General features: G+C 68.1%; 23 protein-coding genes. 20 read left to right on the top strand and 3 right to left on the bottom strand.

All coding sequences use genetic code 11. The features are described 5' to 3' along the window. Window positions 1–177, bottom strand: a 177-nt coding sequence (locus QMO14_RS22540) for a helix-turn-helix domain-containing protein (RefSeq protein WP_301509860.1), incomplete at its 3' end; no start/stop codon positions are given. Between the two features lie 177 nt (window positions 178–354). Between QMO14_RS22540 and QMO14_RS22535 the strand changes: the two genes are divergently transcribed. The 3 genes from QMO14_RS22535 to QMO14_RS22525 all read left to right on the top strand — a co-directional run bounded on the left by QMO14_RS22535 (window position 355) and on the right by QMO14_RS22525 (window position 1,968). Further along, window positions 355–1,047: an HAD family phosphatase gene (locus QMO14_RS22535; RefSeq protein ID WP_301509857.1), complete on the top strand. Its 693-nt coding sequence runs from the start codon at window positions 355–357 to the stop codon at window positions 1,045–1,047. A gap of 75 nt (window positions 1,048–1,122) precedes the next feature. Next, complete coding sequence (locus tag QMO14_RS22530) at window positions 1,123–1,449, top strand: thioredoxin family protein (RefSeq protein WP_301509856.1); 327 nt, start codon at window positions 1,123–1,125, stop codon at window positions 1,447–1,449. 45 nt (window positions 1,450–1,494) lie between these two features. Beyond that, window positions 1,495–1,968, top strand: a complete 474-nt coding sequence (locus QMO14_RS22525) for a hypothetical protein (RefSeq protein WP_301509855.1) — start codon at window positions 1,495–1,497, stop codon at window positions 1,966–1,968. 21 nt (window positions 1,969–1,989) lie between these two features. Here the strand turns inward: QMO14_RS22525 and QMO14_RS22520 are convergent, their stop codons facing one another. Then, complete coding sequence (locus tag QMO14_RS22520; protein WP_301509854.1) at window positions 1,990–3,018, bottom strand: AraC family transcriptional regulator; 1,029 nt, start codon at window positions 3,016–3,018, stop codon at window positions 1,990–1,992. A 141-nt stretch (window positions 3,019–3,159) separates the two neighbouring features. Here QMO14_RS22520 and QMO14_RS22515 point away from each other — a divergent pair, with 141 nt between their 5' ends. The 8 genes from QMO14_RS22515 to yfcF all read left to right on the top strand — a co-directional run bounded on the left by QMO14_RS22515 (window position 3,160) and on the right by yfcF (window position 13,030). Next, on the top strand, window positions 3,160–4,332 hold the full coding sequence (locus tag QMO14_RS22515) for an isovaleryl-CoA dehydrogenase (protein ID WP_301509853.1): 1,173 nt from the start codon (window positions 3,160–3,162) through the stop codon (window positions 4,330–4,332). A gap of 147 nt (window positions 4,333–4,479) precedes the next feature. Continuing rightward, a complete protein-coding gene (locus QMO14_RS22510) occupies window positions 4,480–6,162 on the top strand; it encodes an AMP-binding protein (protein ID WP_301509852.1) in 1,683 nt (560 codons plus the stop codon). After that, window positions 6,159–7,781: a carboxyl transferase domain-containing protein gene (locus QMO14_RS22505; protein ID WP_301509851.1), complete on the top strand. Its 1,623-nt coding sequence runs from the start codon at window positions 6,159–6,161 to the stop codon at window positions 7,779–7,781. The genes QMO14_RS22510 and QMO14_RS22505 overlap by 4 nt, the downstream gene beginning before the upstream one ends. Window positions 7,782–7,791: 10 nt before the next feature. Further along, window positions 7,792–8,592, top strand: coding sequence for an enoyl-CoA hydratase/isomerase family protein (locus QMO14_RS22500; RefSeq protein WP_301509850.1), 801 nt, complete (start codon window positions 7,792–7,794; stop codon window positions 8,590–8,592). A 34-nt stretch (window positions 8,593–8,626) separates the two neighbouring features. After that, window positions 8,627–9,301, top strand: coding sequence for a DUF4126 domain-containing protein (locus QMO14_RS22495; RefSeq protein ID WP_301509849.1), 675 nt, complete (start codon window positions 8,627–8,629; stop codon window positions 9,299–9,301). Beyond that, window positions 9,294–11,306 carry an acetyl/propionyl/methylcrotonyl-CoA carboxylase subunit alpha gene (locus tag QMO14_RS22490; RefSeq protein ID WP_301509848.1) on the top strand — a complete coding sequence of 671 codons (2,013 nt, stop codon included), beginning with the start codon at window positions 9,294–9,296 and terminating at the stop codon, window positions 11,304–11,306. Before QMO14_RS22495 ends, QMO14_RS22490 begins: the two co-directional genes overlap by 8 nt. 72 nt (window positions 11,307–11,378) lie before the next feature. Beyond that, entirely contained in the window at window positions 11,379–12,317 is a 939-nt protein-coding gene (locus QMO14_RS22485; protein WP_301509847.1) for a DUF4349 domain-containing protein, read from the top strand. A gap of 83 nt (window positions 12,318–12,400) precedes the next feature. Further along, window positions 12,401–13,030 carry a glutathione transferase gene (yfcF, locus tag QMO14_RS22480; protein WP_301509846.1) on the top strand — a complete coding sequence of 210 codons (630 nt, stop codon included), beginning with the start codon at window positions 12,401–12,403 and terminating at the stop codon, window positions 13,028–13,030. A gap of 21 nt (window positions 13,031–13,051) precedes the next feature. Here the strand turns inward: yfcF and QMO14_RS22475 are convergent, their stop codons facing one another. Then, on the bottom strand, window positions 13,052–13,366 hold the full coding sequence (locus QMO14_RS22475; RefSeq protein WP_301509845.1) for an EthD family reductase: 315 nt from the start codon (window positions 13,364–13,366) through the stop codon (window positions 13,052–13,054). Between the two features lie 95 nt (window positions 13,367–13,461). Here QMO14_RS22475 and QMO14_RS22470 point away from each other — a divergent pair, with 95 nt between their 5' ends. From QMO14_RS22470 to QMO14_RS22430, 9 genes are all read left to right on the top strand, one after another. Continuing rightward, complete coding sequence (locus tag QMO14_RS22470) at window positions 13,462–14,382, top strand: glyoxylate/hydroxypyruvate reductase A (RefSeq protein WP_301509844.1); 921 nt, start codon at window positions 13,462–13,464, stop codon at window positions 14,380–14,382. Window positions 14,383–14,478: 96 nt separating this feature from the next. Continuing rightward, window positions 14,479–15,228: an IclR family transcriptional regulator gene (locus QMO14_RS22465; protein ID WP_301509843.1), complete on the top strand. Its 750-nt coding sequence runs from the start codon at window positions 14,479–14,481 to the stop codon at window positions 15,226–15,228. Further along, on the top strand, window positions 15,225–15,620 hold the full coding sequence (locus QMO14_RS22460) for a cupin domain-containing protein (RefSeq protein ID WP_301509842.1): 396 nt from the start codon (window positions 15,225–15,227) through the stop codon (window positions 15,618–15,620). The genes QMO14_RS22465 and QMO14_RS22460 overlap by 4 nt, the downstream gene beginning before the upstream one ends. A gap of 31 nt (window positions 15,621–15,651) precedes the next feature. Then, window positions 15,652–16,668, top strand: coding sequence for a tripartite tricarboxylate transporter substrate binding protein (locus QMO14_RS22455; protein ID WP_301509841.1), 1,017 nt, complete (start codon window positions 15,652–15,654; stop codon window positions 16,666–16,668). Between the two features lie 187 nt (window positions 16,669–16,855). After that, window positions 16,856–18,085: a CaiB/BaiF CoA-transferase family protein gene (locus tag QMO14_RS22450; protein WP_301509840.1), complete on the top strand. Its 1,230-nt coding sequence runs from the start codon at window positions 16,856–16,858 to the stop codon at window positions 18,083–18,085. Beyond that, window positions 18,082–19,251 carry an acyl-CoA dehydrogenase family protein gene (locus QMO14_RS22445; RefSeq protein ID WP_301509839.1) on the top strand — a complete coding sequence of 390 codons (1,170 nt, stop codon included), beginning with the start codon at window positions 18,082–18,084 and terminating at the stop codon, window positions 19,249–19,251. The genes QMO14_RS22450 and QMO14_RS22445 overlap by 4 nt, the downstream gene beginning before the upstream one ends. Before the next feature lie 17 nt (window positions 19,252–19,268). Beyond that, a complete protein-coding gene (locus tag QMO14_RS22440) occupies window positions 19,269–19,565 on the top strand; it encodes an acylphosphatase (RefSeq protein WP_301509838.1) in 297 nt (98 codons plus the stop codon). Between the two features lie 129 nt (window positions 19,566–19,694). After that, on the top strand, window positions 19,695–20,615 hold the full coding sequence (locus tag QMO14_RS22435; RefSeq protein ID WP_301509837.1) for a hydroxymethylglutaryl-CoA lyase: 921 nt from the start codon (window positions 19,695–19,697) through the stop codon (window positions 20,613–20,615). 34 nt (window positions 20,616–20,649) lie between these two features. Next, entirely contained in the window at window positions 20,650–21,285 is a 636-nt protein-coding gene (locus QMO14_RS22430; protein WP_301509836.1) for a LysE family transporter, read from the top strand. Window positions 21,286–21,309: the final 24 nt, after the last annotated feature.

The raw sequence follows: 21,309 nt of genomic DNA, 5'->3' as shown, positions 1-21,309 counted from the left end.
TCCCATCGTGCCGAGCTCCGCATCGGATTTGAAACCGTTGCGTCGCAACTCCCGCGTGATCGTGCTGGGAGCACGCCGCAAGGTCCGGGAGATCAATCTGGCGCTGCTGCCCTGCAGCTTCATCGCCATGATCATCCCTCGCTCTTCGGCACTCAGCTGTTCGTAACTCCTGGTCATGCAAGCTCTTCCCTTCAGGATCGAGTGTGTTGCACTTCAGAATTGAAACCGCCCTTACTTTTCTTTGGCGAAGCAAAGAAAAGTAGGTCGGCCGCCGGGCCGAGACCCGGCCCCGGAAAGCAAACCCCAAAAGCCGATTGCTACCATCAAGGCAACCCAAGTCAGACCCCAAAAGCAATGCCCCCTTTCCCCTTCTCAGCAGTCCTATTCGACTGCGACGGCGTCCTGGTCGACTCCGAACCCATCACCAACCGCGTCCTGGCACAGATGCTCGGCGAGCTGGGCTGGCAAATCACCACCGAAGAATCAATGAACACCTTCACAGGCAAAGCCGTGAAGGACGAAGCCGCCCTGATCGAACAAAAGACCGGCTTCAAGATCACCGACGATTGGCTGAAAACCTTCCGCGCCCGCCGCAACGAGGCCCTGGAGCGCGACCTGGTCGCCATTCCGCGTGCACCTGAAGCCATCCGCGAAATCCACGCCAGGCTCAAGGGCCGCATTGCCTGCGCATCGGGTGCCGACCGCCACAAGGTCGAGCTGCAGCTCGCCAAGGTCGGCCTGCTCGACTGTTTCCAGGGCCGCATCTTCAGCGGCCACGAGATGCCGCGCTCCAAGCCGCATCCCGACGTGTATCTCGCGGCCGCCGAGGCGCTGGGCGTGGACCCCAGGCGCTGCGCCATCGTGGAAGACACCGTTACCGGCGCGATGGCCGGCGTGGCGGCGGGCGCGACGGTGTTCGGCTACAGCACGGGCGAGTCGGGCCACAGCGGCCCGGGGCCGTTGCTGAGCGTGGGGGCGGTGAGGGTGTTCAGCGACATGGCCGAATTGCCCGCGCTGCTTGCGGGCTACGGGCTGCAGGCGGCCTGAGTTTCTGTTGGAATGCGGGGAGTCGAGCCAATCCCCAAGTCCCAGGCAGGCAGAAGGAAGGAAGCAAGCAACCCCATGACCTCCGAATACAAAACCGAGCAGCCCGACCGCAGCGAGATCGACGCACTCACCGGCCCCGCCGTGGTCGAGTTCGGCACCAACTGGTGCGGCATCTGCAAGGCCGCCCAGCCGAACATCACCGAGGCATTCGCCCGGTTCCCGAACGTGCGCCGCATCAAGGTGGAAGACGGCAGCGGCCGGCCGCTGGGTCGCTCGTTCAACGTGCGGCTGTGGCCCACGCTGGTGTTCATGCGCGACGGCAAGGAAGTCGCGAAGCTGGTGCGGCCGGAGGACAGCAAGTCCATCGCCGACGCGCTGGCGCTGATCGATCAGCCTGCCTGACCGTCCCGGCATGGTGCTTGCCCATCGGCGCGGCGCTGCAAGCTCATGAACACCGAACTGCATCAACTCGCGAAGGCGGCCGATCTCGACTCGGAAGCGCGGCGGCTGCTGCGGCTGCGTTTCGGCTTCGCATGCGTGCAGCGTGTGCGGCACCTGCTGGAGTCGCCGGAGGCCGTGGAGGGGCTGGACACGCTGGGCGCATTTCTCGAAGGCAAGGCCGGTTCCGCCGCTCTGGCGTTGGCCGAGCAGCGGATGGCCGTGGTGGCGGGGAGCCATCCGGGTTCCCGCTCCATCGACGGAACGGCCCATGCGGCGGTCTCCGCGACCTATGCCGTGTACCAGGCCGTTGCCGGCCGCGCACTGCAGGCTGCGGAGTACGCGGCTTACGCAACCGTCTATGCGTACGGCGCCTACGCGATCACCGATCCCGAAGCTTTCGCCGAGGAGTTCGCGTGGCAGGTTTCGGCGCTCGACGGACTGCTGCGCGAAGAGCATCCACTGTCGGCGCGGGCTGGCTGACCCCGCATCCGAACGCAGCGCCTATTTGTCCCGCTGCCTGAAGTCGCGCGGCGCCTGGCCTGTCCATTGCTGGAACGCGCGCGAGAAGCTCTTCTCGTTGCGAAAGCCCACCGCCAGCGCCACCTGCTTGATCGGCCGCGTGGTGCGGCGCAGCTGGTCGACAGCCATCTCGTGGCGCACTTCGTTCTTCAGCGCCTGAAGCGAGGTGCCTTCCTCGTGCAGTTGCCGATGCAGCGTACGGCCCGACACGTTGAGCAGCGCGGCCAGCGCCTCGGCGGTGGTGGCCTCGCCGGCGCGCGAGCGCAGCAGTTCGCGCACGCGCTGGCCCAGCAGGCGGTCGCGGCGGTACTGCAGGATGGTGAGCGGCAGGGCGCGCTTGAGCATGGCGCGCAGCGCGCGCTCGTCGCGCTGCAGCGGCAGCGCGAGGTAGCGCTCGTCGAAGGCGATGCCCGCCTGCGGCGCGCCGAAGCACACGTCGGGCGTGAACATCAGCGGGTAGGCGTCGGCGTGCGGCGGCGCGGCGAACGGAAAGCTCGCATGGCGCAGCGAGATGCGCGAGTCGATGGCCCAGCACATGTAGCCGTGCACGAAGCGCAGGATGGTCACCAGGCAGAACTCGCGGAAGGCGTCGTCCAGCGCCCGGTGCTCGGCGATGCGCAGCGTGGCCACGCCTGCGGCCACGTCGAGCGACAGGCCGATGTCGTCGGTCAGCAGCCGGTGGTGGCGGCACCAGCGCTTGAGCGCCACGCCCAGGTTGGGCGAGCTCAGCGAGGCGCGGCACAGCATGCCGTAGCTGCCCCAGGGCAGGCGGCGGGTGAACCAGCCCAGGGTTTCGTCGTCGAGTTCCTGCATGGCGTGGCCCGACAGTGCCTCGAACTGCGCGGCCGTCACCCGGGCACCTGGCCGCGCCAGTTCGCGCGGCGTGATCTGTGCCGCCTTCAGTGCCTCCGCCGGGTCCTTGCCGTAGCGTTCGTAGGCCTGCGCGATGGCTCTCACGAAGGCCATCGGCGTGACGGCGCGGGTGGGTCGGAGGAACGACGGAGGAGACATGGCTTGGGCGGCAGGTCGTGGCGCAATTTGCAACCATTGTGGCGCCAATTGAGGCACGGCGAAGCGTAAGCTGCGGACTTTCAAGCAAGCGCCATTCCGCGCGGGTAGCTCTGCGCGCCGACCTCAGAGGAGACAAACCCCATGCACGATCCCGGCCTGAACTTCGACCTGGGCGACACCATCGACTCGCTGCGCAGCGCCATCCAGGACTTCGCCGCCAACGAAATCGCGCCGCGCGCCGCCGACATCGACCGCGACAACCTGTTCCCGCACGACCTCTGGAAGAAGCTCGGCGACCTCGGCCTGCACGGCATGACGGTGAAGGAAGAGTACGGCGGCACCGAACTGGGCTACCTGGCCCACATCGTGGCCATGGAGGAAGTCTCGCGCGCTTCGGCCTCGGTGGGCCTGTCGTACGGCGCGCACTCCAACCTGTGCGTGAACCAGATCCACCGCAACGGCAGCGATGCGCAGAAGAAGAAATACCTGCCCAAGCTGGTGAGCGGCGAGCACGTGGGCGCGCTGGCCATGAGCGAGCCCAACGCCGGCTCCGACGTGGTGAGCATGAAGCTCAAGGCCGAGAAGAAGGACGGCTACTACGTGCTCAACGGCGGCAAGATGTGGATCACCAACGGCGGCGACGCCGACACGCTCGTCATCTACGCCAAGACCGAGCCCGAGATGGGCGCGCGCGGCATGACGGCCTTCATCGTCGAGAAGAACTTCAAGGGCTTCTCGGCCGGCACCAAGCTCGACAAGCTGGGCATGCGCGGTTCCAACACCTATCCGCTGTTCTTCGACAACTGCGAGGTGCCGGAAGAGAACGTGCTCGGCGGCGAAGGCCAGGGCGCGAGGGTGCTGATGAGCGGCCTCGACTACGAGCGCGCCGTGCTCTCGGGCGGCCCGCTGGGCATCATGGCGGCGTGCATGGACGCGGTGCTGCCTTTCATCCACGAGCGCAAGCAGTTCGGCCAGAGCATCGGCGAGTTCCAGCTCATGCAGGGCAAGATCGCCGACATGTACTCGACCTGGCAGGCCACGCGCGCCTACGTGTATGCCGTGGGCAAGGCCTGCGACCGCAATGACCATGCGCGCACCTTCCGCAAGGACGCGGCCGGCGCGATTCTTTATTCGGCGGAGAAGGCGACCTGGATGGCCGGCGAGGCGATCCAGGCGCTGGGCGGCGTGGGCTACACCAAGGAATTCCCGGTCGAGCGGCTGTGGCGCGATGCCAAGCTGTACGAGATCGGCGCGGGCACGAGCGAGATCCGGCGCATGCTGATCGGGCGCGAGCTGTTCGCCGAGACGGCCTAGGCTGTTTTTCTCCCTCCCCCTCTGGGGGAGGGCAGGGGTGGGGGCAAGCGGCGTTCGATGAGACCGTGGGCTGAACAAGCGCCGCTTGCCCCCATCCCAACCTTCCCCCGGAAGGGGAAGGAGCAAGACAAGGAGACAAGGAAGGAAATGAACATGACTGCAGCACTGACCGAGAGCTACGGCAAGGGCGCCACCGACATCCCCCTCATCGAACAACCCATCGGCGACTTCTTCGACGACATGGTCGCCAGGCAGCCCGACCGCGAAGCGCTCATCAGCCGCCACGAAGGCCTGCGCTTCACCTACCGTGAACTGCAGACCGAGTCCAACAAGCTCGCCAGCGCGCTGCTCGGCCTCGGGCTGAAGGCCGGCGACCGTGTCGGCATCTGGTCGCACAACAACGTGCCGTGGGTGCTGATGCAGATCGCCACCGCCAAGGTCGGCCTGATCCTCGTCAACATCAACCCGGCCTACCGCACCTCCGAGCTTGAATACGCGCTCAACAAGGTCGGCTGCAAGGCGCTGGTGACGATGGCGCAGTTCAAGACCAGCGACTACCTCGGCATGCTGCGCGAGCTGGGCCCGGCGAAGCTGCCTCAGCTGGCCCACACCTTCTGGATCGACGCGAAGCCGGGCGAGGGCGCCGAGCAGCCGGGCATGCGCCGCTTTTCGCAGCTGCTCGCAAGCGGCGACGCCAACGACCCGCGTGTCGCGCAGGTGCAGAAGACGCTGAAGGCCACCGACCCGATCAACATCCAGTTCACCAGCGGTACCACCGGCTTTCCCAAGGGCGCGACCCTCACGCACCGCAACATCCTGAACAACGGCTTCTTCATCGGCGAGTGCATGAAGCTCACGCCGGCCGACAGGCTGTGCATCCCGGTGCCGCTGTACCACTGCTTCGGCATGGTGCTGGGCAACCTGGCCTGCCTCACGCACGGCTCGGCCATCGTGTATCCGAACGACGGCTTCGATCCGCTCACCGTGCTGGAGACGGTGCAGGCCGAGAAGTGCACCGGCCTGCACGGCGTGCCGACGATGTTCATCGCCGAGCTCGACCATCCGCGCTTCAGGGAGTTCGACCTGTCGACGCTGCGCACCGGCATCATGGCCGGCTCGCCGTGCCCCATCGAGGTGATGAAGCGCGTGGTCAGCGAGATGCACCTGAGCGAGATCACCATCGCCTACGGCATGACCGAGACCAGCCCCGTGAGCTGCCAGAGCAGCACCGACACGCCGCTGGACCGCCGCGTGTCGACCGTTGGAACGGTGCAGCCGCACCTCGAAGTGAAGATCGTCGACCCCGAGACCGGCGCCGTGATGCCGCCGGGCAAGTCGGGCGAGCTCTGCACGCGCGGCTATTCGGTGATGCACGGCTACTGGGACGACGAGGCCAAGACCCGCGAGGCCATTGACCCGGAGCACTGGATGCACACGGGTGACCTCGCCACCATGGACGCCGAGGGCTACGTCAACATCGTCGGGCGAATCAAGGACATGGTGATCCGCGGCGGCGAGAACATCTACCCGCGCGAGATCGAGGAGTTCCTGTACCGCCATCCGAAGGTGCAGGACGTGCAGGTGGTCGGCCTGCCCGACCGCAAGTACGGCGAGGAGCTGTGCGCCTGGATCATCGTCAAGCCCGGCCAGAGCGCCACCGAAGAAGAAGTGCGCGAGTTCTGCAAGGGCCAGATCGCGCACTACAAGGTGCCGAAGTACATCCGCTTCGTCGCCGAGTTCCCGATGACGGTGACCGGCAAGATCCAGAAATTCAAGATCCGCGACGCCATGACCGAGCAACTCGGCCTGAGCCAGGAAAAGACAGCATGAGCCAACTCGAAACCAAACTCAACGCCCGCTCGGCGGACTTCCAGGCCAATGCCGCCGCCATGCGCGCGCTGGTCGATGACCTGCGCACGCAGTTCGCGAAGGTAGAGCAGGGCGGCGGCGAGGCCGCGCGTGCCAAGCACGCCGCACGCGGCAAGCTGCTGCCGCGCGACCGTGTGGCCGAGCTGCTGGACCCGGGCACGCCCTTCCTCGAGATCGCGCCGTTGGCCGCGCATGCGATGTACCTCGACGGCAAGGGCGCGGAGTCGGCACCGGGCGCCGGCATCATCACCGGCATCGGCCGGGTGAACGGCGTGGACTGCATGATCGTGTGCAACGACGCCACGGTGAAGGGCGGCACCTACTACCCGATGACGGTGAAGAAGCACCTGCGCGCGCAGGAGATCGCCGAGCAGAACCGCCTGCCGTGCATCTACCTGGTTGACTCGGGCGGCGCCAACCTGCCGAACCAGGACGAGGTGTTTCCCGACCGCGAGCACTTCGGCCGCATCTTCTATAACCAGGCCAACATGAGCGCACAGGGCATTCCGCAGATCGCGGTGGTCATGGGCTCGTGCACGGCCGGCGGCGCGTACGTGCCGGCGATGAGCGACGAGTCGATCATCGTGAAGAACCAGGGCACCATCTTCCTGGGCGGCCCGCCGCTGGTGAAGGCGGCAACCGGCGAAGTGGTGACAGCGGAAGACCTGGGCGGCGGCGACGTGCACACGCGCCTGTCGGGCGTGGCCGACCACCTCGCGCAGAACGACCTGCATGCGCTGGCGCTCGCGCGCTCGGCGGTGGCCAACCTCAATGCGAAGGCGGCCGAGACTCCGGCCGAGGCCGAGGTGCGCGAGCCCGCGTACCCGCGCGAGGAGCTCTACGGCGTGATCCCCACCGACACGCGCAAGCCCTTCGACGTGCGCGAGATCATCGCGCGCGTCGTCGACGGCAGCGAGTTCCACGAGTTCAAGGCGCGCTTCGGCGCCACGCTGGTGTGCGGCTTCGCCGAGATCGAGGGCATGCCGGTGGGCATCGTGGCCAACAACGGCATCCTCTTCTCCGAGTCGGCGCAGAAGGGCGCGCACTTCATCGAGCTGTGTTGCCAGCGCAAGATTCCGCTGGTATTCCTGCAGAACATCACCGGTTTCATGGTGGGCCGCAAGTACGAGAACGAGGGCATCGCGCGCCACGGCGCCAAGATGGTGACGGCCGTGGCCACGGCCAACGTGCCCAAGTTCACGATCATCATCGGCGGCAGCTTCGGCGCCGGCAACTACGGCATGTGCGGCCGCGCGTACAGCCCGCGCTTCCTCTGGATGTGGCCCAACGCGCGCATCAGCGTGATGGGAGGCGAGCAGGCCGCGAGCGTGCTTGCCACAGTGAAGCGCGACGGCATCGAGCTCAAGGGCGGCAGCTGGAGCAAGGAAGAGGAAGAAGCCTTCAAGGCGCCGATCCGCCAGCAGTACGAAGACCAGGGCCACCCCTACTACGCCACGGCGCGGCTGTGGGACGACGGCATCATCGATCCGGCCGACACGCGCCGCGTGCTGGCGCTGGGCCTCGCGGCCGCGCGCAACGCGCCGGTGCCGGAGCCGAAGTTCGGCATCTTCCGGATGTGAGGAAGCTGGCATGAGCGAATACACCAAGCTGCAGTTGGGCTTCGACGGCCCCATTGCCCGCATCTGGCTCGACCAGCCCGATGCGCGCAACGCCTTCGACGACATCGTCATCGCCGAACTCACGCGCGCCTTCACCGAAGTCGGCGCGGCGCCGCAGGTCAAGGCGATCGTGCTGGGCGCGAACGGCCCGGCCTTCTGCGCGGGCGCGAACCTCAACTGGATGCGCCGCATGGCCGACTACACGCGCGACGAGAACGTCGCCGACGCGGGCAAGCTGGCCGAGATGCTGCGCACCATCGCCGAGTGCCCCAAGCCCACCATCGCACGCGTGCAGGGTGACGTGTACGCGGGCGGCATGGGACTGGTGGCGGCCTGCGACATGGCGGTGAGCGTCGACACCGCCTGGTATTGCCTGAGCGAAGTGAAGATCGGCCTCGTGCCCGCGACCATCAGCCCCTACGTGCTGCGCGCGATGGGCACGCGCGCCTCGCAGCGCTACTTCCTCACGGCCGAACGCTTCACCGCGGCCGAAGCGCATCGCATCGGCTTCGTGCATGAAGTGGTGGCCGCCGACGCGCTCGACGCCAAGGTCGACGAGCTGCTGAAGGCGCTGACAGGCGCCAGCCCGGCTGCGGTGCGCGCCTGCAAGAAGCTGATCGCCGACGTGGCGGGCCGCGAGATCGACGATGCGCTGATTGCGCAGACCGTCGAAGGCATCGCCGACATCCGTGCCAGCGACGAGGGGCGCGAAGGCGTGCAGGCCTTCCTGCAGAAGCGCAAGCCTTCTTGGCTGGACGCCGGCAAGACCTGATCGAGATCGATCGCCCACGCCAGGAGATCACACGATGAACACCAGCCTCGACATGCCGCAGCTGCTCGCGCTCGCCGCCGCCATCGGCTGGGCCAGCGGCGTGCGGCTCTACCTGGTCGTGCTGCTGACCGGCCTGGCCGGCTACTTCGGCTGGGTGCCGCTTCCGGGCGGGCTGCAGATGCTGGCGCATCCGGTGGTGATCGCGGCCAGCGGCTTCATGGTGTTCATCGAGTTCTTCGCCGACAAGATTCCGGGGCTCGATTCGCTGTGGGACGTGGTGCACACGGCCATCCGCATTCCGGCGGGCGCGGCGCTCGCGGCCAGCGTGTTCGGCGTGGACCATGGCGTGATGGCCATCGTCGCGGCGCTGCTGGGCGGCAGCTTCGCGGCCACGGCGCATGCGGCCAAGGCCACGACGCGCGCGGCCATCAACACCTCGCCCGAACCGTTCTCGAATGTCGGCGCCTCGCTGGTGGAAGACACGATGGTGCCCGCGGGGCTGTGGCTCGCGGTGGCGCACCCTTTCGTCTTTCTCGTGCTCTTCGTGCTGGTGCTTGTGGCGAGCGTGTGGCTCATCCGCAAGAGCTGGCGCTTCCTCAAGGCGCTGTTCGCCCGCGTGGCCCGCATCTTCAGCGGCCGGCCCGATCCGGGCGTGGTGCCTGCGTTTCAACTGAAAAAGAATCCTCCGGGAGACACTCCGAATGTTTAAGAAGATCCTGATCGCCAACCGTGGCGAGATCGCATGCCGCGTTGCAGCTACGGCACGCCGCATGGCCATCCGCACGGTCGCTGTGTATTCCGACGCCGACGCGCATGCCAACCACGTGCGCACCTGCGACGAGTCGGTGCACCTGGGCGGCAGCGCGCCGAAAGACAGCTACCTGCGCTGGGAAAAGATCCTCGAAGCCGCCAAGGCCACCGGCGCCGAGGCAGTGCACCCGGGCTACGGTTTCCTGAGCGAGAACGAGGAGTTCGCGCAGGCCTGCGCCGACGCCGGGCTGGTCTTCATCGGACCGCCGCCCTCGGCCATCAAGGCGATGGGCCTGAAGGCCGAGTCGAAGCAGCTGATGGAAAAGGCCGGCGTGCCGCTGGTGCCGGGCTACCACGGCCATGACCAGAGCCCGCAGCTGCTGCAGCGCGAGGCCGACCGCATCGGCTACCCGGTGCTCATCAAGGCCAGCGCCGGCGGCGGCGGCAAGGGCATGCGCGCGGTCGACAAGGCCGAGGACTTCGCCGCCGCGCTCGCCTCGTGCCAGCGCGAAGCCATCAACAGCTTCGGCGACGACGCGGTGCTGATCGAGAAGTACGTGCAGCGCCCGCGCCACATCGAGATCCAGGTGTTCGGCGACACGCACGGCAACTACGTCTACCTGTTCGAGCGCGACTGCTCGGTGCAGCGGCGCCACCAGAAGGTGCTCGAAGAGGCTCCCGCGCCGGGCATGACGGAGGCGATGCGCAAGCAGATGGGCGAGGCCGCTGTCGCTGCTGCGCGTGCCGTGAACTACGTGGGCGCGGGTACCGTCGAGTTCATCGTCGAGCAGCGAGAGGGCGGCGAGATGAATTTCTTCTTCATGGAGATGAATACGCGGCTGCAGGTGGAGCATCCGGTGACCGAGGCCATCACGGGTCAGGATCTCGTCGAATGGCAATTGCGCGTGGCCTCGGGCGAGGCGCTGCCGGCGAAGCAGTCTGAACTGCAGATCCACGGCCACGCCATCGAGGCGCGCATCTGCGCCGAGAACCCCGACAACAACTTTCTGCCTGCCACCGGCACGCTGCGCGTGTACCGCAAGCCGCAAGCCACCGCCTTCCAGCGCAGCCGCGTGCGCATCGACGACGGTGTGCGCGAGGGCGGCGAGATCTCGCCCTTCTACGACTCGATGATCGCCAAGCTCATCGTGCACGGCAGCACGCGCGAGGAAGCGCTGGCCCGGCTCGATGCTGCGCTGGCGCAGGTGCAGATCGTGGGCGTGGCCACCAACGTGCAGTTCCTGCGCGGCATCCTGGCGACGCAGTCGTTCTCGAAGGCCAATCTCGACACAGCGCTGATCGAGCGCGAGCGTGCCGTGCTGTTCGACCGCGAACCCCTGGGGCTGCCGCTGGCTGCCGCCGCCGCGATCACGCGCACGCTGATCACCGAGTGGCCCTCGAAGATGCCCGATCCTTTCGCGCGGCGCGATGGCTGGCGTTCGCTGGGCGAGTACCGGCGCCACTTCGACTTCGAGTTCCGCGGTGCCGAGCAGACCGCGCTGCTGACCTACAAGCGCGATGGGGGCCTCTGGCTCGAGGCCGGTGGCGCCGCGGGCCCGCTGGTCATCGGCCAGTTCCCGAGCGGTGAGTTCGAGGTGGAATTCGCCGGCAGCCGCCAGACGCTCGATGTGCATCTCGACGGCGCCGTGGCCCATGTCTTCGCCTCGAAGGGCGCGACGAAGATCACCGCCATCGACCGGCTGGCCCATGCCGGCGACACGCACGCCGAGGGCGGCCGCCTCACCGCGCCGATGCCGGGCAAGGTGGTGTCGTTCGCGGTCAAGGCCGGCGACAAGGTCAGCCGTGGCCAGCCGCTGGCGGTGATGGAGGCCATGAAGATGGAGCACACCATCGCCGCGCCGGCCGACGGCACGGTGGAGGAGCTGATGTTCGCGCCGGGCGAGCAGGTGGCCGAGGGCGACGAGCTGCTGCGGATGAGCGCCGCAGCCGCTGCGGCAGCCTGAAAAAAAGTTAACCCCGTTGCGGGCGCACGCCCGTATGAGCTGCGGTAGTCAACATCCAGGGGAACTCCTTCCATGACGTATCGCATGCCCACTTTCTCCGTCCGCCGCCATGCGGGCATTGCCCTGCTGGCCCTGGCCGCGGCTCTTTCACTGGCCGGCTGCGGCCGCAGCGGCGAGGAAAAGCGGGCGGCCGCCGTGCTCTCCGAGCCGGCCCCGCCGCCCGCGCCCATGCAGGCCGCAAGCGGCTACGCAGGGGGCGCGGACATGCGGATGCGGTCGGCCGAGGCGGCCACCGATCAGTCCCGGAACAGCCAGGACACGCCCCTACAGCGCTTCCTGGCCGTGCGCCAGGAGCTGAACGTCGAGGTGCCCGCCGACCAGCTCGCCGATGCCTGGGGCAAGGTGCGCGACCTGTGCGGCACGCTGAAGTGCGAGCTGCTGTCGTCCTCCCTGCTGCGCGAGACGCCGCAGCAGCCCGGCAACGCCATGCTGGAGATGCGCGTGGAGCCCGCCGACGTCGAGAAGCTGCTCGGCGGCCTGGCGGGCGTGGCCAGCGTGGTTTCGCACACCACCACCAGCGAGGACAAGACCGCCGAGGTCATCGACGTCGAGGCCCGCATCAGGAATCGCACCGAGTTCCGCGACAGCCTGCGCGCGATGCTGCGCGACACCGTCACCAAGCGAACCATGACCGACCTGCTGGCCATCCAGCGCACCTTGTCCGACACGCAGGCCGAGCTCGACGCCATCGCCACGCAGCGCAAGGTGCTGGCGCAGCAGACCAGCAAGCAGCACATCCAGATCCAGTTCACGGCCAAGCGCGCGCTGGTGAGCAGCGGCGACGGCTACAGCCCGATGCGCAATGCGCTGCGCAATGCCGGTTCGGTGCTGGCGGAGAGCGTGGGCTCGCTCATCACCTTCGTCGCGGCGGTGCTGCCGTGGCTGCTGCTGGTGGTGCTGCCGCTGGGATGGCTGACGCGCGTGCTGTGGCGCCGTCGTCGCGCCAACTAAGACTAAGTCAGTAAGATCGCGCACCTACCGCTTCAAGGCCTTTTGTTTTAAGGCGCCCATTTCGCGCAGGAGCCTTCTTCCCGATGCCGGACCCGCTACGCCTCTATGTGGACGCCCAGTTCGCCAGCCCCTACGCCATGTCCGTTTACGTGGCGCTGCACGAGAAACAACTGGACTTCCACATCTCCCCCGTCGACCTGGGTGCGCTGGAGCACCGGGCGGCCGGCTTCTCGCAGCTGTCGCTGACCCAGCGCGTGCCGACGCTGGTGCACGGCGATTTCGCGCTTTCCGAATCGTCTGCCATCACCGAGTACATCGACGAGACCTTCGCCGGCACGGCACTGTATCCGCGTGAACCCAGGGTCCGCGCACGTGCGCGCCAGTTGCAGGCCTGGCTTCGCAGCGACCTGATGCCGGTCCGGCAGGAGCGCTCGACGGAGGTGATCTTCTACGGCCCGGCCGGAGCGCCGCTGTCCGCGGCCGCCCACCGTGCGGCCAAGACGCTATTCCAGGTCGCGCAGGCGCTGCTGCCCGACGGTGCCGAGAACCTGTTCGGGGATTGGTCGATCGCCGACGTCGACCTGGCCCTGATGATCAACCGCCTGGTCATGAACGGCGATGCCGTGCCTCAGCGACTGTCCTCCTACGCCGATAGGCAGTGGCAGCGGCCCTCGGTGCAGCGCTGGGTGGCGCTGGAGCGGCCGCCGCGCTGAGGCGGCGAGGGGCTGCCTCGGTCAGCCCACCACCACTTCGCTGATCTGCGTCAGCGGCACGATGTCGGTGTAGTTCTTCACGTCGTCCCTGACCTCCTTCTGGTGCGGGCCGAAGGCCTTCTGGAAGGACTCGACCGATTCGGCGAACACGTGGCACATGGCGACGTAGGCGGGCGCGGAGCCCGGCGCGCCGCCGGACAGGCCTTTGTCGATGGTGTACGAGAGGCAGGCATCGCCCATGCGGGCCTTGAGCAGGGGCATGTGCTTGTCGCGGTAGTAGTCGTGATCGAACCGTGCGCCCGGGGTGTGGGGGTACATCACGCTGAACTTGATCATTCCAAGAGTCTCCTGAGGTGGACGTTCGAGGATAGGAGATGGCCAGTGCCCGCACAAGCCGACGGCGACGCGGGCGCGACCTAAGATGCGTGCCCATGCGAATCACCGTCTACCTCACCGACAACCGCCCAGACCCCTGGATCGATGGCCTGAAGGCCGAACTCCCCGATGCCGTCATCGAAGCCTGGAAGCCCGGCGCGCCGCAGGCCGACCATGCCGTGGTGTGGGCGCCGCCGCAGGAGTTTCTCGACGAGCAGCCGAAGCTGCGCGGCATCTTCAACATCGGCGCGGGGGTCGACGCGCTGCTCAAGCTCAAGGTGCCGGCGCACACGCGCATCGTGCGGCTCGACGACGCGGGCATGTCGGTCCAGATGGCCGAGTACGTCTGCCACACGCTGATTCGCCACTTCCGCGAGTTCGACGCCTACGAGGCCGATGCGCGCGAGGGCAAGTGGAGCTACCGCAAACCGAAGCTTCGGCGCGACTTCCCGGTCGGCATCATGGGCCTGGGCGTGCTCGGCGAGCGCGTGGCGAAGGCCGTGGCGCAGTTCGAGTTCCCGGTGCTGGGCTGGAGCCGTTCGCCCAAGGAGATCGAGGGCGTGCGCGTCTTCAGCGGCGAGGCGCAGTTCGACGAGTTCCTGTCGTCCACGCGCGTGCTGGTCAACCTGTTGCCGCTGACCGAGGCGACGCACGGCATCCTCAACCGCGACACGCTGGGCAAGCTGCGGCCCGAGGGCTATCTCATCAGCATCGCGCGCGGCGGCCACCTAGTGGAAGACGACCTGATCCCGCTGCTGGACGCCGGCCGGCTCGCGGGCGCGACGCTGGACGTGTTTCAGGTCGAGCCGCTGCCTTCCGACCACGCCTTCTGGCGCCACCCGAAGATCACCGTGACGCCGCATGGCTCGGCGCGCACGCTGCGCGAGGAGTCCATCGCGCAGATCGCCGGAAAGATCCGCGCGATGGAGCAGGGGCTGCCGATCGCCGGCGTGGTCGATCCGGCGCGCGGCTACTGACGACGGGGGCGCGTCCTCCCTCCGGGCCCGCCGGAGTGCATCGCGGGCAGGGGAAACCCTGAAACACTGATTTTTCACAAGTATGAAAATCTTTTCATGACTGTGAAAACTGCGTTTCGGGTGATCGAGATCGTCGAACTCTTCGCCCGGGAGAAGCAACCGCTGGCTCTTTCGGAGATGGCGCGCCTGCTCGACATGCCGGTGTCGAGCTGCCTGGGCCTGATCCGCACGCTCGAGGAGCAGGGCTACATGTACGAGACCGGCCGCCGCCAGGGCTACTACCCCACCGGCCGGCTCCTCGCTATGGCGCAGGTCATTGCCGCCCACGACCCGGTGCTCGACCGGGTGAAGGCCACGCTCGAGGAACTGCGCGACGCGGCGCGCGAGACGGTGGTCTTCGGCAAGTTCCGCGACGCGGGGCAGGTGGTGTACCTGGAAGTGCTGAGCGCGCCGCAGAGCATCCGCTACACGGCCGAGTCGGGCGAGACGCGCCCGGCCTACGCCAACTCCATCGGCCGCGCGCTGCTCTCGACGCTCGCCCCCGACGAGCGCCGCCGGCTGCTCGAAGGCGCGACTCTCGCGCCGCTGACCGACGCCACGCTCACCACCGCCGACGCCATCGAGGCCGAGCTGCAACGCTCCGCCACGCGCGGCTGGTTCGGCAACCTCGGCGAGAGCATTCCCGACCTGATCGGCCTGGCCTGGCCGCTGCGCATCGGCGGCGAGGCCTACGCCATCTCCGTCGCTGGCCCGCGCTACCGCATGGAGGCGCGGATCGAGGAGATCGCCGCGATGCTGCGTTCCGCCTGCCTCGCCATCGAACCCAAGAACGAAAGCCCCCGATGACAACGACCACGGCAGCCCCCCGCTATTTCGTCCGCGAGGCCGAGATCGCCGGCTACCACCCCGCCAACCACACCGGCACGCTGAACAAGCGCCTGATCGGTCCCGAGACCGTGGGCGCCAGGCAGCTCGAAGTGCTGGTCGGCCACATCCAGAAGGGCAAGGGCGCGCTGCCGCATGCGCACCCGGGCATCGAGCAGGTCTGCTACATGCTCGAAGGCCGCGCGGTCGCCGAGGTGGGCGGCCAGCGGCAGGAGCTGCACCCGGGCGACAGCTGCTTCTTTCCCGCCGACGCGATGCACACCTTCACCGTGGTGAGCGACGAGCCGGTGCGCGTGCTGGTGATCTACAGCCCGCCCTACGAGGAATCGCCGGAGCGCGTGATCCGGCCCTGAGAACCGACAGCACAACAACCGGAGACAAACCATGCAGACAACGAAGAACGCGACCGTGCAACCGGCCGCGATGGCGAACCGTCGCCGTTTCATTTCCATCGGCGCCGCCGCGGGCCTCGCGGGCGCCATGCCCTGGGCCTTCGCGCAGGACGGCTACCCGAAGCAGCCCATACGCATCGTCGTGCCCTTCGCCGCCGGCAGCGGCACCGACGCGGTGGCGCGCATCGCGGGGCAGATGCTCGGCGATGCGCTGAAGGCCTCGGTCATCATCGACAACAGGGCGGGCGCCAACGGCGTGATCGCGGCCGAGTACGTCGCCAAGGCGGCGGCCGACGGCTACACGCTGTTCATGACGACCAACACCACGCATTCGGCCAACCCGAGCCTGATGAAGTCGCTGCCCTACGACCCGGTGAAAGACTTCGCGCCCGTCAGCCGCATGGGCAACCTGCCCTTCATGCTGGTGGTGAACAACGACCTGCCAGTGAAGAGCGTGGCCGAGCTGCTGGCCTGGGGCCGCGCGCATCCCGGCAAGCTGACCTACGCGAGCGGCAACAGCACCGGCATCGTGAGCGGCGCCACGCTCTCGCGCATGAGCGGCGTGCCGATGCTGCACGTGCCCTACAAGAGCACGCCGCCGGCCATCGCCGACCTGATCGGCGGGCAGGTGTCGATGATGGTGGTCGACCTCGCCGCGGGCCTGGCCACGGTGAAGGCCGGCAAGATGCGCGCGATCGCCGTCACCACGCAGGAGCGCACCAAGCTCTTTCCCGAGCTGCCGCCGCTGGCCGACACGCCCGAGCTCAAGGGCTTCGACATCACCTCCTGGAACGGTGTGTTCGCGCCGGCCGGCACGCCGCGCGACATCGTGCTCAAGCTCAACAAGGTGCTGGCCGACATGGCCAACGGGCCGGTCTTCCGCGAGCGCGTGGCGAAGCTGGGCTTCGATGCCTTCGGCAGCACGCCCGAGGAGCTGGGCGCCTTCACCGTGTCGGAGCTGGCGAAGTGGAAGAAGCTGATCCAGGCCGCGGGGATACAGCCCGAATGAAGCTGCGCGCCGCGGTCCTCACCCTCACCCCAACCCTCTCCCGCCAGCGGGAGAGGGGGCAAGACAAGGGCTGCATGACACCCTCTCCCCCCGGGGAGAGGGTGGGGGTGAGGGCGAACCGCGCCTCCATCGCGCGCCCTGCTTGCCCCCATCCCGGCCTTCGCCCAGCGGGGGAAGGAGCGAAGACATGAACTCCTCCGGACCTCTCCAAGGCATCCGCATCCTCGACCTCACGGCCGTGGTGATGGGCCCCTACGCCACGCAGACGCTCGGCGACCTCGGCGCCGACGTCATCAAGGTCGAGCCGCCCGGCGGCGACAACCTGCGCGCCGTCGGCCCGATGCGCAACCCGGGCATGGGCGCGATGTCGATGCACCTCAACCGCAACAAGCGCTCCATCGCGCTCGACCTCAAGCAGCCCGAGGGCCGCGAGGCCTGCCTGCGGCTGGCGGCGGGCTGCGATGCGCTGATCTACAACACGCGGCCGCAGGCGATGGCGCGGCTGGGGCTCGGTCATGAAGCCGTGGCTGCGGTCAACCCGAAGATCGTCTACCTCGGCGCCTTCGGCTATGGCGAGCAGGGGCCCTATGCCGGCAAGCCCGCCTACGACGACCTCATCCAGGGTGCAGCGGGCGTCGCCTCGCTGTTCGCGCAGCAAAGCGGCGGCGCGCCGCGCTACGCACCCGTCACGCTGGCCGACCGCGCCGTGGGCCTGCAAGCCGCCATCGCATTGCTCGCCGCCGTGCTGCATGCCCAGCGCACCGGCAAGGGCCAGGCCGTCGAAGTGCCCATGTTCGAAGCCCTGTCGCAGTTCGTCATGGGCGACCACCTCGGCGGCCACAGCTTCGAGCCGCCGCTCGGCCCCACCGGCTATGCGCGCCTGCTCGCGCCGCATCGCAAGCCCTACGCCACGGCCGACGGCTACCTCAGCGTGCTCATCTACAACGACAAGCACTGGCAGGCCTTCTTCGACGTGATCGGCCGGCCCGAGCTGCGCGGCTCGCCGATGTTCGGCACGCACACCGCGCGCGCCGCGAACATCGGCGCGGTCTACGCCTTCGTGGCCGAGGTGATGGCCACGCGCACCAGCGACGAATGGTTTGCCGCGCTCAATGCCGCGGACATTCCCGTCGCGCGGCTGCACACCACCGACAGCCTGCTCGACGACCCGCACCTGCGCGCCGTCGGTTTCTACCCCGAGCTCGACCATCCCACGGAGGGCCGTATCCGCACCCTCGCGCCGGTCGGCCGCTACAGCGCCACGCCCACCGCCATCCGCCGCCCCACTCCGCGCATCGGCGAGCAGAGCGTGGAGTTGCTGCGCGAAGCGGGCTACGGCGACGAGGCCATCCAACGCATGCTCGAAAGCGGCGTCACGCTGCAACCGGACTCATTGAAGAAAGACGGCGAAGAATGAATTTCTCCCTGAACGAAGACCAGCGCTCGCTGGTCGCCGCCATCGAACGCCTCTGCGAGGACTTTCCCATCGACTACTGGCGCGACCACGACGACCGCGCCGTGTTCCCGCACGAGTTCCACCGCGCCGTGGCCGAGAGCGGCTGGCTCGGCATCGCCATGCCCGAGGCGCAGGGCGGCGCGGGGCTGGGCATCACCGAGGCGGCGCTGATGATGCGGGCCATCAGCGCATCGGGCGCCGGCATGTCGGGCGCATCGTCGGTGCACATGAACATCTTCGGGCTCAACCCGGTGGTGGTGTTCGGCAGCGAGGAACAGCGCCAGCGCTTCCTGCCGCCGCTGATCGCGGGTACCGAGAAGGCCTGCTTCGCCGTGACCGAGCCCGACGCGGGGCTCGACACCACCAGCCTCAAGACGCAGGCTGTGCGCAGGCCCGGGGGCGGCTATGTGCTGCACGGGCGCAAGATCTGGATCTCGACCGCGCAGGTGGCCGACCGCATGCTGATCCTCACGCGCACCACGCCGCTCGACCAGGTGAAGAAGCCCACGCAGGGCCTCACGCTGTTCTACACGCCGCTGGACCGCAGCAAGGTCGAGGTGCGCGAGATCCACAAGCTGGGCCGCGCGGCGGTGGACTCCAACATGCTCTTCATCGACGGGCTCGCAGTGCCGGAAGAAGACCGCATCGGCGAGGAAGGCCGGGGCTTCGAATACATCCTGCACGGCCTCAACCCCGAGCGCATATTGATCGCGGCGGAGGCCATCGGCATCGGCCGCGCGGCGCTGCGCATCGCCTCGCAGTACGCGCAGGAGCGCGTCGTGTTCGGCCGGCCCATCGGCCAGAACCAGGGCGTGGCGCATCCGCTGGCGCGCGCCTGGGCCAACCTGGAGGCGGCCGACCTGATGATGCTGAAGGCCGCCACGTTCTACGACGCGGGCGAGCCCTGCGGCATCGAGGCCAACGCCGCCAAGTACCTCGCGGCCGAGGCGGCGCACGATGCCTGCCAGAACGCGGTGCTCACGCTCGGCGGCATGGGCTACGCGAAGGAATACCATGTGGAGCGGCTGCTGCGCGAGAGCTACATCCCGCGCATCGCGCCCGTCAGCCCGCAGATGATCCTGAACTTCATCGCCGAGAAGGCGCTGGGGCTGCCCAAGTCGTATTGACTTCTCTCTCTCAAGTCATGAGCACCGTCACCCGCCATCTCTCCATCCGAGGCCTCGTGCAGGGCGTGGGCTATCGCTGGTCGATGGTGCAGGCGGCGAAGCGGATCGGCCTGCGAGGCTGGGTGCGCAACCGGCGCGACGGCAGCGTGGAAGCGCTTGCGGCCGGCGAGGCTTCCGCGGTGGAAGCGCTGATCCGCTGGGCGCGCCAGGGGCCGGAAGGCGCGCGCGTCGATGCGGTCGACGTTGGCGAGCCGACTGGTGCCATCGCGGCGCAGGTTGTGCCCGATGGCTTCGAGCAAAGGGAAACGGCCTAGGCTGGCGCCATTTGCAACCTCGCAGGCGCGCATTGCTACCTTCCCCGGCTTCCGTACCAGGCAGGGGATTTCCATGTGGCCGACAATCCAGGGCGGTCTTCCATCCTCCAGCGATACAAGAGACATCCCATGAAACTCCCCACCAAAGTCCAGCTCGTCGACGTCGGCCCGCGCGACGGCCTGCAGAACGAAAAGCAGCCCGTTTCCGCCGAAGTGAAGATCGGCCTCGTGCACCGCCTGCAGGACGCGGGCCTGAAGGAGATCGAGGTCACCAGCTTCGTGAGCCCCAAGTGGGTGCCGCAGATGGCCGACAACGCCGAAGTGATGCACGGCATCCGGCGCAAGCCCGGCGTGCGCTATTCGGTGCTCACGCCCAACATGAAGGGCTTCGAGGCGGCCATCGCCGCGCCGCGCGAGGAGTGGCCCGACGAGATCGTGGTGTTCGGCGCCGCGAGCGAGGCCTTCAGCCAGAAGAACATCAACTGCTCCATCGCCGAGAGCATCGAGCGCTTCGCACCCGTGGTCGCCGCTGCGCTCGAGAAGGGCATCCATGTGCGCGGCGCGATGTCGTGCACGGTCGGCTGCCCCTATGAAGGCGAGATCGCGCCGGCCAAGGTCGGCTACCTTGCGCAACTGATGAAGGGCATCGGCGTGCAGCGCGTGGACGTGGCCGACACCATCGGCGTGGGCACGCCGCGCAAGGTGCAGGCGGCAATGGAAGCCACGCTGGCGCACTTCGATGTCGACGCCATTTCCGGCCACTTCCACGACACCTACGGGCAGGCGCTCGCCAACACGCTGGCGGCGCTCGAGCTGGGCGTGTGGAACTTCCAGTCGTCCTCGGCCGGCCTGGGCGGCTGCCCCTATGCCAAGGGCGCGACCGGCAACGTGGCGACGGAAGACGTGGTCTACATGCTGCACGGCATGGGCATCGAGACCGGCATCGACCTCGACAGGCTGATCGACGCGGGTGTCTACATCAGCGAGGCGCTGGGCCGCGAGCCGAACTCGCGCGCCTCCAAGGCCATCCGCACCAAGCGGGCCGGCTGAATCGCTGAATTGAACAGGTAGACGGGAGTAGTCGGTGGATCTGCATGTGTGGCTTGCATTCCTGGTGGCCAGTTGCGTCATCGCGGTGTMGCCCGGTTCGGGCGCGGTGCTCAGCATGAGCCATGGGCTCAGCTACGGCGTGCGGCGCACCACCGCGACCATCGTGGGGCTGCAGCTGGGGCTCGCGGTGATCCTGCTGGTGGCCGGCCTCGGCGTGGGCGCGGTGCTCACCGCCTCGGCCAGCGCGTTCCTGGTGGTCAAGGTGGTGGGGGCGTGCTATCTGCTGTGGCTGGGCTGGCGCCAGTGGCGCGCACCCGTCGCGAAGATCGAGGGCGACGCGACGGAGGCGACCGAGCCCGACCTCACGGCGCCGCAGCGGGTGCTGCGCGGCTTCCTCACCAACGTGACGAATCCCAAGGGCATCGTCTTCATGGCCGCCGTGCTGCCGCAGTTCATCCAGCCGACGCGGCCCCTGTGGCTGCAGCTGCTGGTGCTGCTGGCCACGACGGTGATGGTCGACGTGACCGTGATGCACGGCTATGCCTGGCTGGCCGCGCGGCTGCAGGGCATGCTGCGCAGCGTGCGGGCACGGCGGGCGCAGAACCGCGTCTTCGGCGGCGTGCTGATGGCCATGGGCGCGATGCTGTTCCTGTTCAAGCGCAGCGCCTGACGGGGCCGGCCTTCACCGCCCCGC

Source organism: Variovorax sp. CAN15, from assembly GCF_030462475.1.
Taxonomy (GTDB): Bacteria; Pseudomonadota; Gammaproteobacteria; order Burkholderiales; family Burkholderiaceae_C; genus Variovorax.
The sequence above is the reverse complement of the archived record's forward strand: the minus strand, read 5'-3'. Positions and strand labels throughout refer to the sequence as shown.

What these genes read in the sequence shown, in the direction of transcription:
- yfcF (WP_301509846.1), top strand. Translation starts at nt 12,401, where the DNA reads ATGCCGGACCCGCTACGCCTCTATGTGGACGCCCAGTTCGCCAGCCCC.
- QMO14_RS22535 (WP_301509857.1), top strand. Translation starts at nt 355, where the DNA reads ATGCCCCCTTTCCCCTTCTCAGCAGTCCTATTCGACTGCGACGGCGTC.
- QMO14_RS22525 (WP_301509855.1), top strand. Translation starts at nt 1,495, where the DNA reads ATGAACACCGAACTGCATCAACTCGCGAAGGCGGCCGATCTCGACTCG.
- QMO14_RS22485 (WP_301509847.1), top strand. Translation starts at nt 11,379, where the DNA reads ATGACGTATCGCATGCCCACTTTCTCCGTCCGCCGCCATGCGGGCATT.
- QMO14_RS22470 (WP_301509844.1), top strand. Translation starts at nt 13,462, where the DNA reads ATGCGAATCACCGTCTACCTCACCGACAACCGCCCAGACCCCTGGATC.
- QMO14_RS22510 (WP_301509852.1), top strand. Translation starts at nt 4,480, where the DNA reads ATGAACATGACTGCAGCACTGACCGAGAGCTACGGCAAGGGCGCCACC.
- QMO14_RS22515 (WP_301509853.1), top strand. Translation starts at nt 3,160, where the DNA reads ATGCACGATCCCGGCCTGAACTTCGACCTGGGCGACACCATCGACTCG.
- QMO14_RS22455 (WP_301509841.1), top strand. Translation starts at nt 15,652, where the DNA reads ATGCAGACAACGAAGAACGCGACCGTGCAACCGGCCGCGATGGCGAAC.
- QMO14_RS22450 (WP_301509840.1), top strand. Translation starts at nt 16,856, where the DNA reads ATGAACTCCTCCGGACCTCTCCAAGGCATCCGCATCCTCGACCTCACG.
- QMO14_RS22490 (WP_301509848.1), top strand. Translation starts at nt 9,294, where the DNA reads ATGTTTAAGAAGATCCTGATCGCCAACCGTGGCGAGATCGCATGCCGC.
- QMO14_RS22445 (WP_301509839.1), top strand. Translation starts at nt 18,082, where the DNA reads ATGAATTTCTCCCTGAACGAAGACCAGCGCTCGCTGGTCGCCGCCATC.
- QMO14_RS22465 (WP_301509843.1), top strand. Translation starts at nt 14,479, where the DNA reads ATGACTGTGAAAACTGCGTTTCGGGTGATCGAGATCGTCGAACTCTTC.
- QMO14_RS22435 (WP_301509837.1), top strand. Translation starts at nt 19,695, where the DNA reads ATGAAACTCCCCACCAAAGTCCAGCTCGTCGACGTCGGCCCGCGCGAC.
- QMO14_RS22530 (WP_301509856.1), top strand. Translation starts at nt 1,123, where the DNA reads ATGACCTCCGAATACAAAACCGAGCAGCCCGACCGCAGCGAGATCGAC.
- QMO14_RS22520 (WP_301509854.1), bottom strand. Translation starts at nt 3,018, where the DNA reads ATGTCTCCTCCGTCGTTCCTCCGACCCACCCGCGCCGTCACGCCGATG.
- QMO14_RS22460 (WP_301509842.1), top strand. Translation starts at nt 15,225, where the DNA reads ATGACAACGACCACGGCAGCCCCCCGCTATTTCGTCCGCGAGGCCGAG.
- QMO14_RS22440 (WP_301509838.1), top strand. Translation starts at nt 19,269, where the DNA reads ATGAGCACCGTCACCCGCCATCTCTCCATCCGAGGCCTCGTGCAGGGC.
- QMO14_RS22505 (WP_301509851.1), top strand. Translation starts at nt 6,159, where the DNA reads ATGAGCCAACTCGAAACCAAACTCAACGCCCGCTCGGCGGACTTCCAG.
- QMO14_RS22500 (WP_301509850.1), top strand. Translation starts at nt 7,792, where the DNA reads ATGAGCGAATACACCAAGCTGCAGTTGGGCTTCGACGGCCCCATTGCC.
- QMO14_RS22495 (WP_301509849.1), top strand. Translation starts at nt 8,627, where the DNA reads ATGAACACCAGCCTCGACATGCCGCAGCTGCTCGCGCTCGCCGCCGCC.
- QMO14_RS22475 (WP_301509845.1), bottom strand. Translation starts at nt 13,366, where the DNA reads ATGATCAAGTTCAGCGTGATGTACCCCCACACCCCGGGCGCACGGTTC.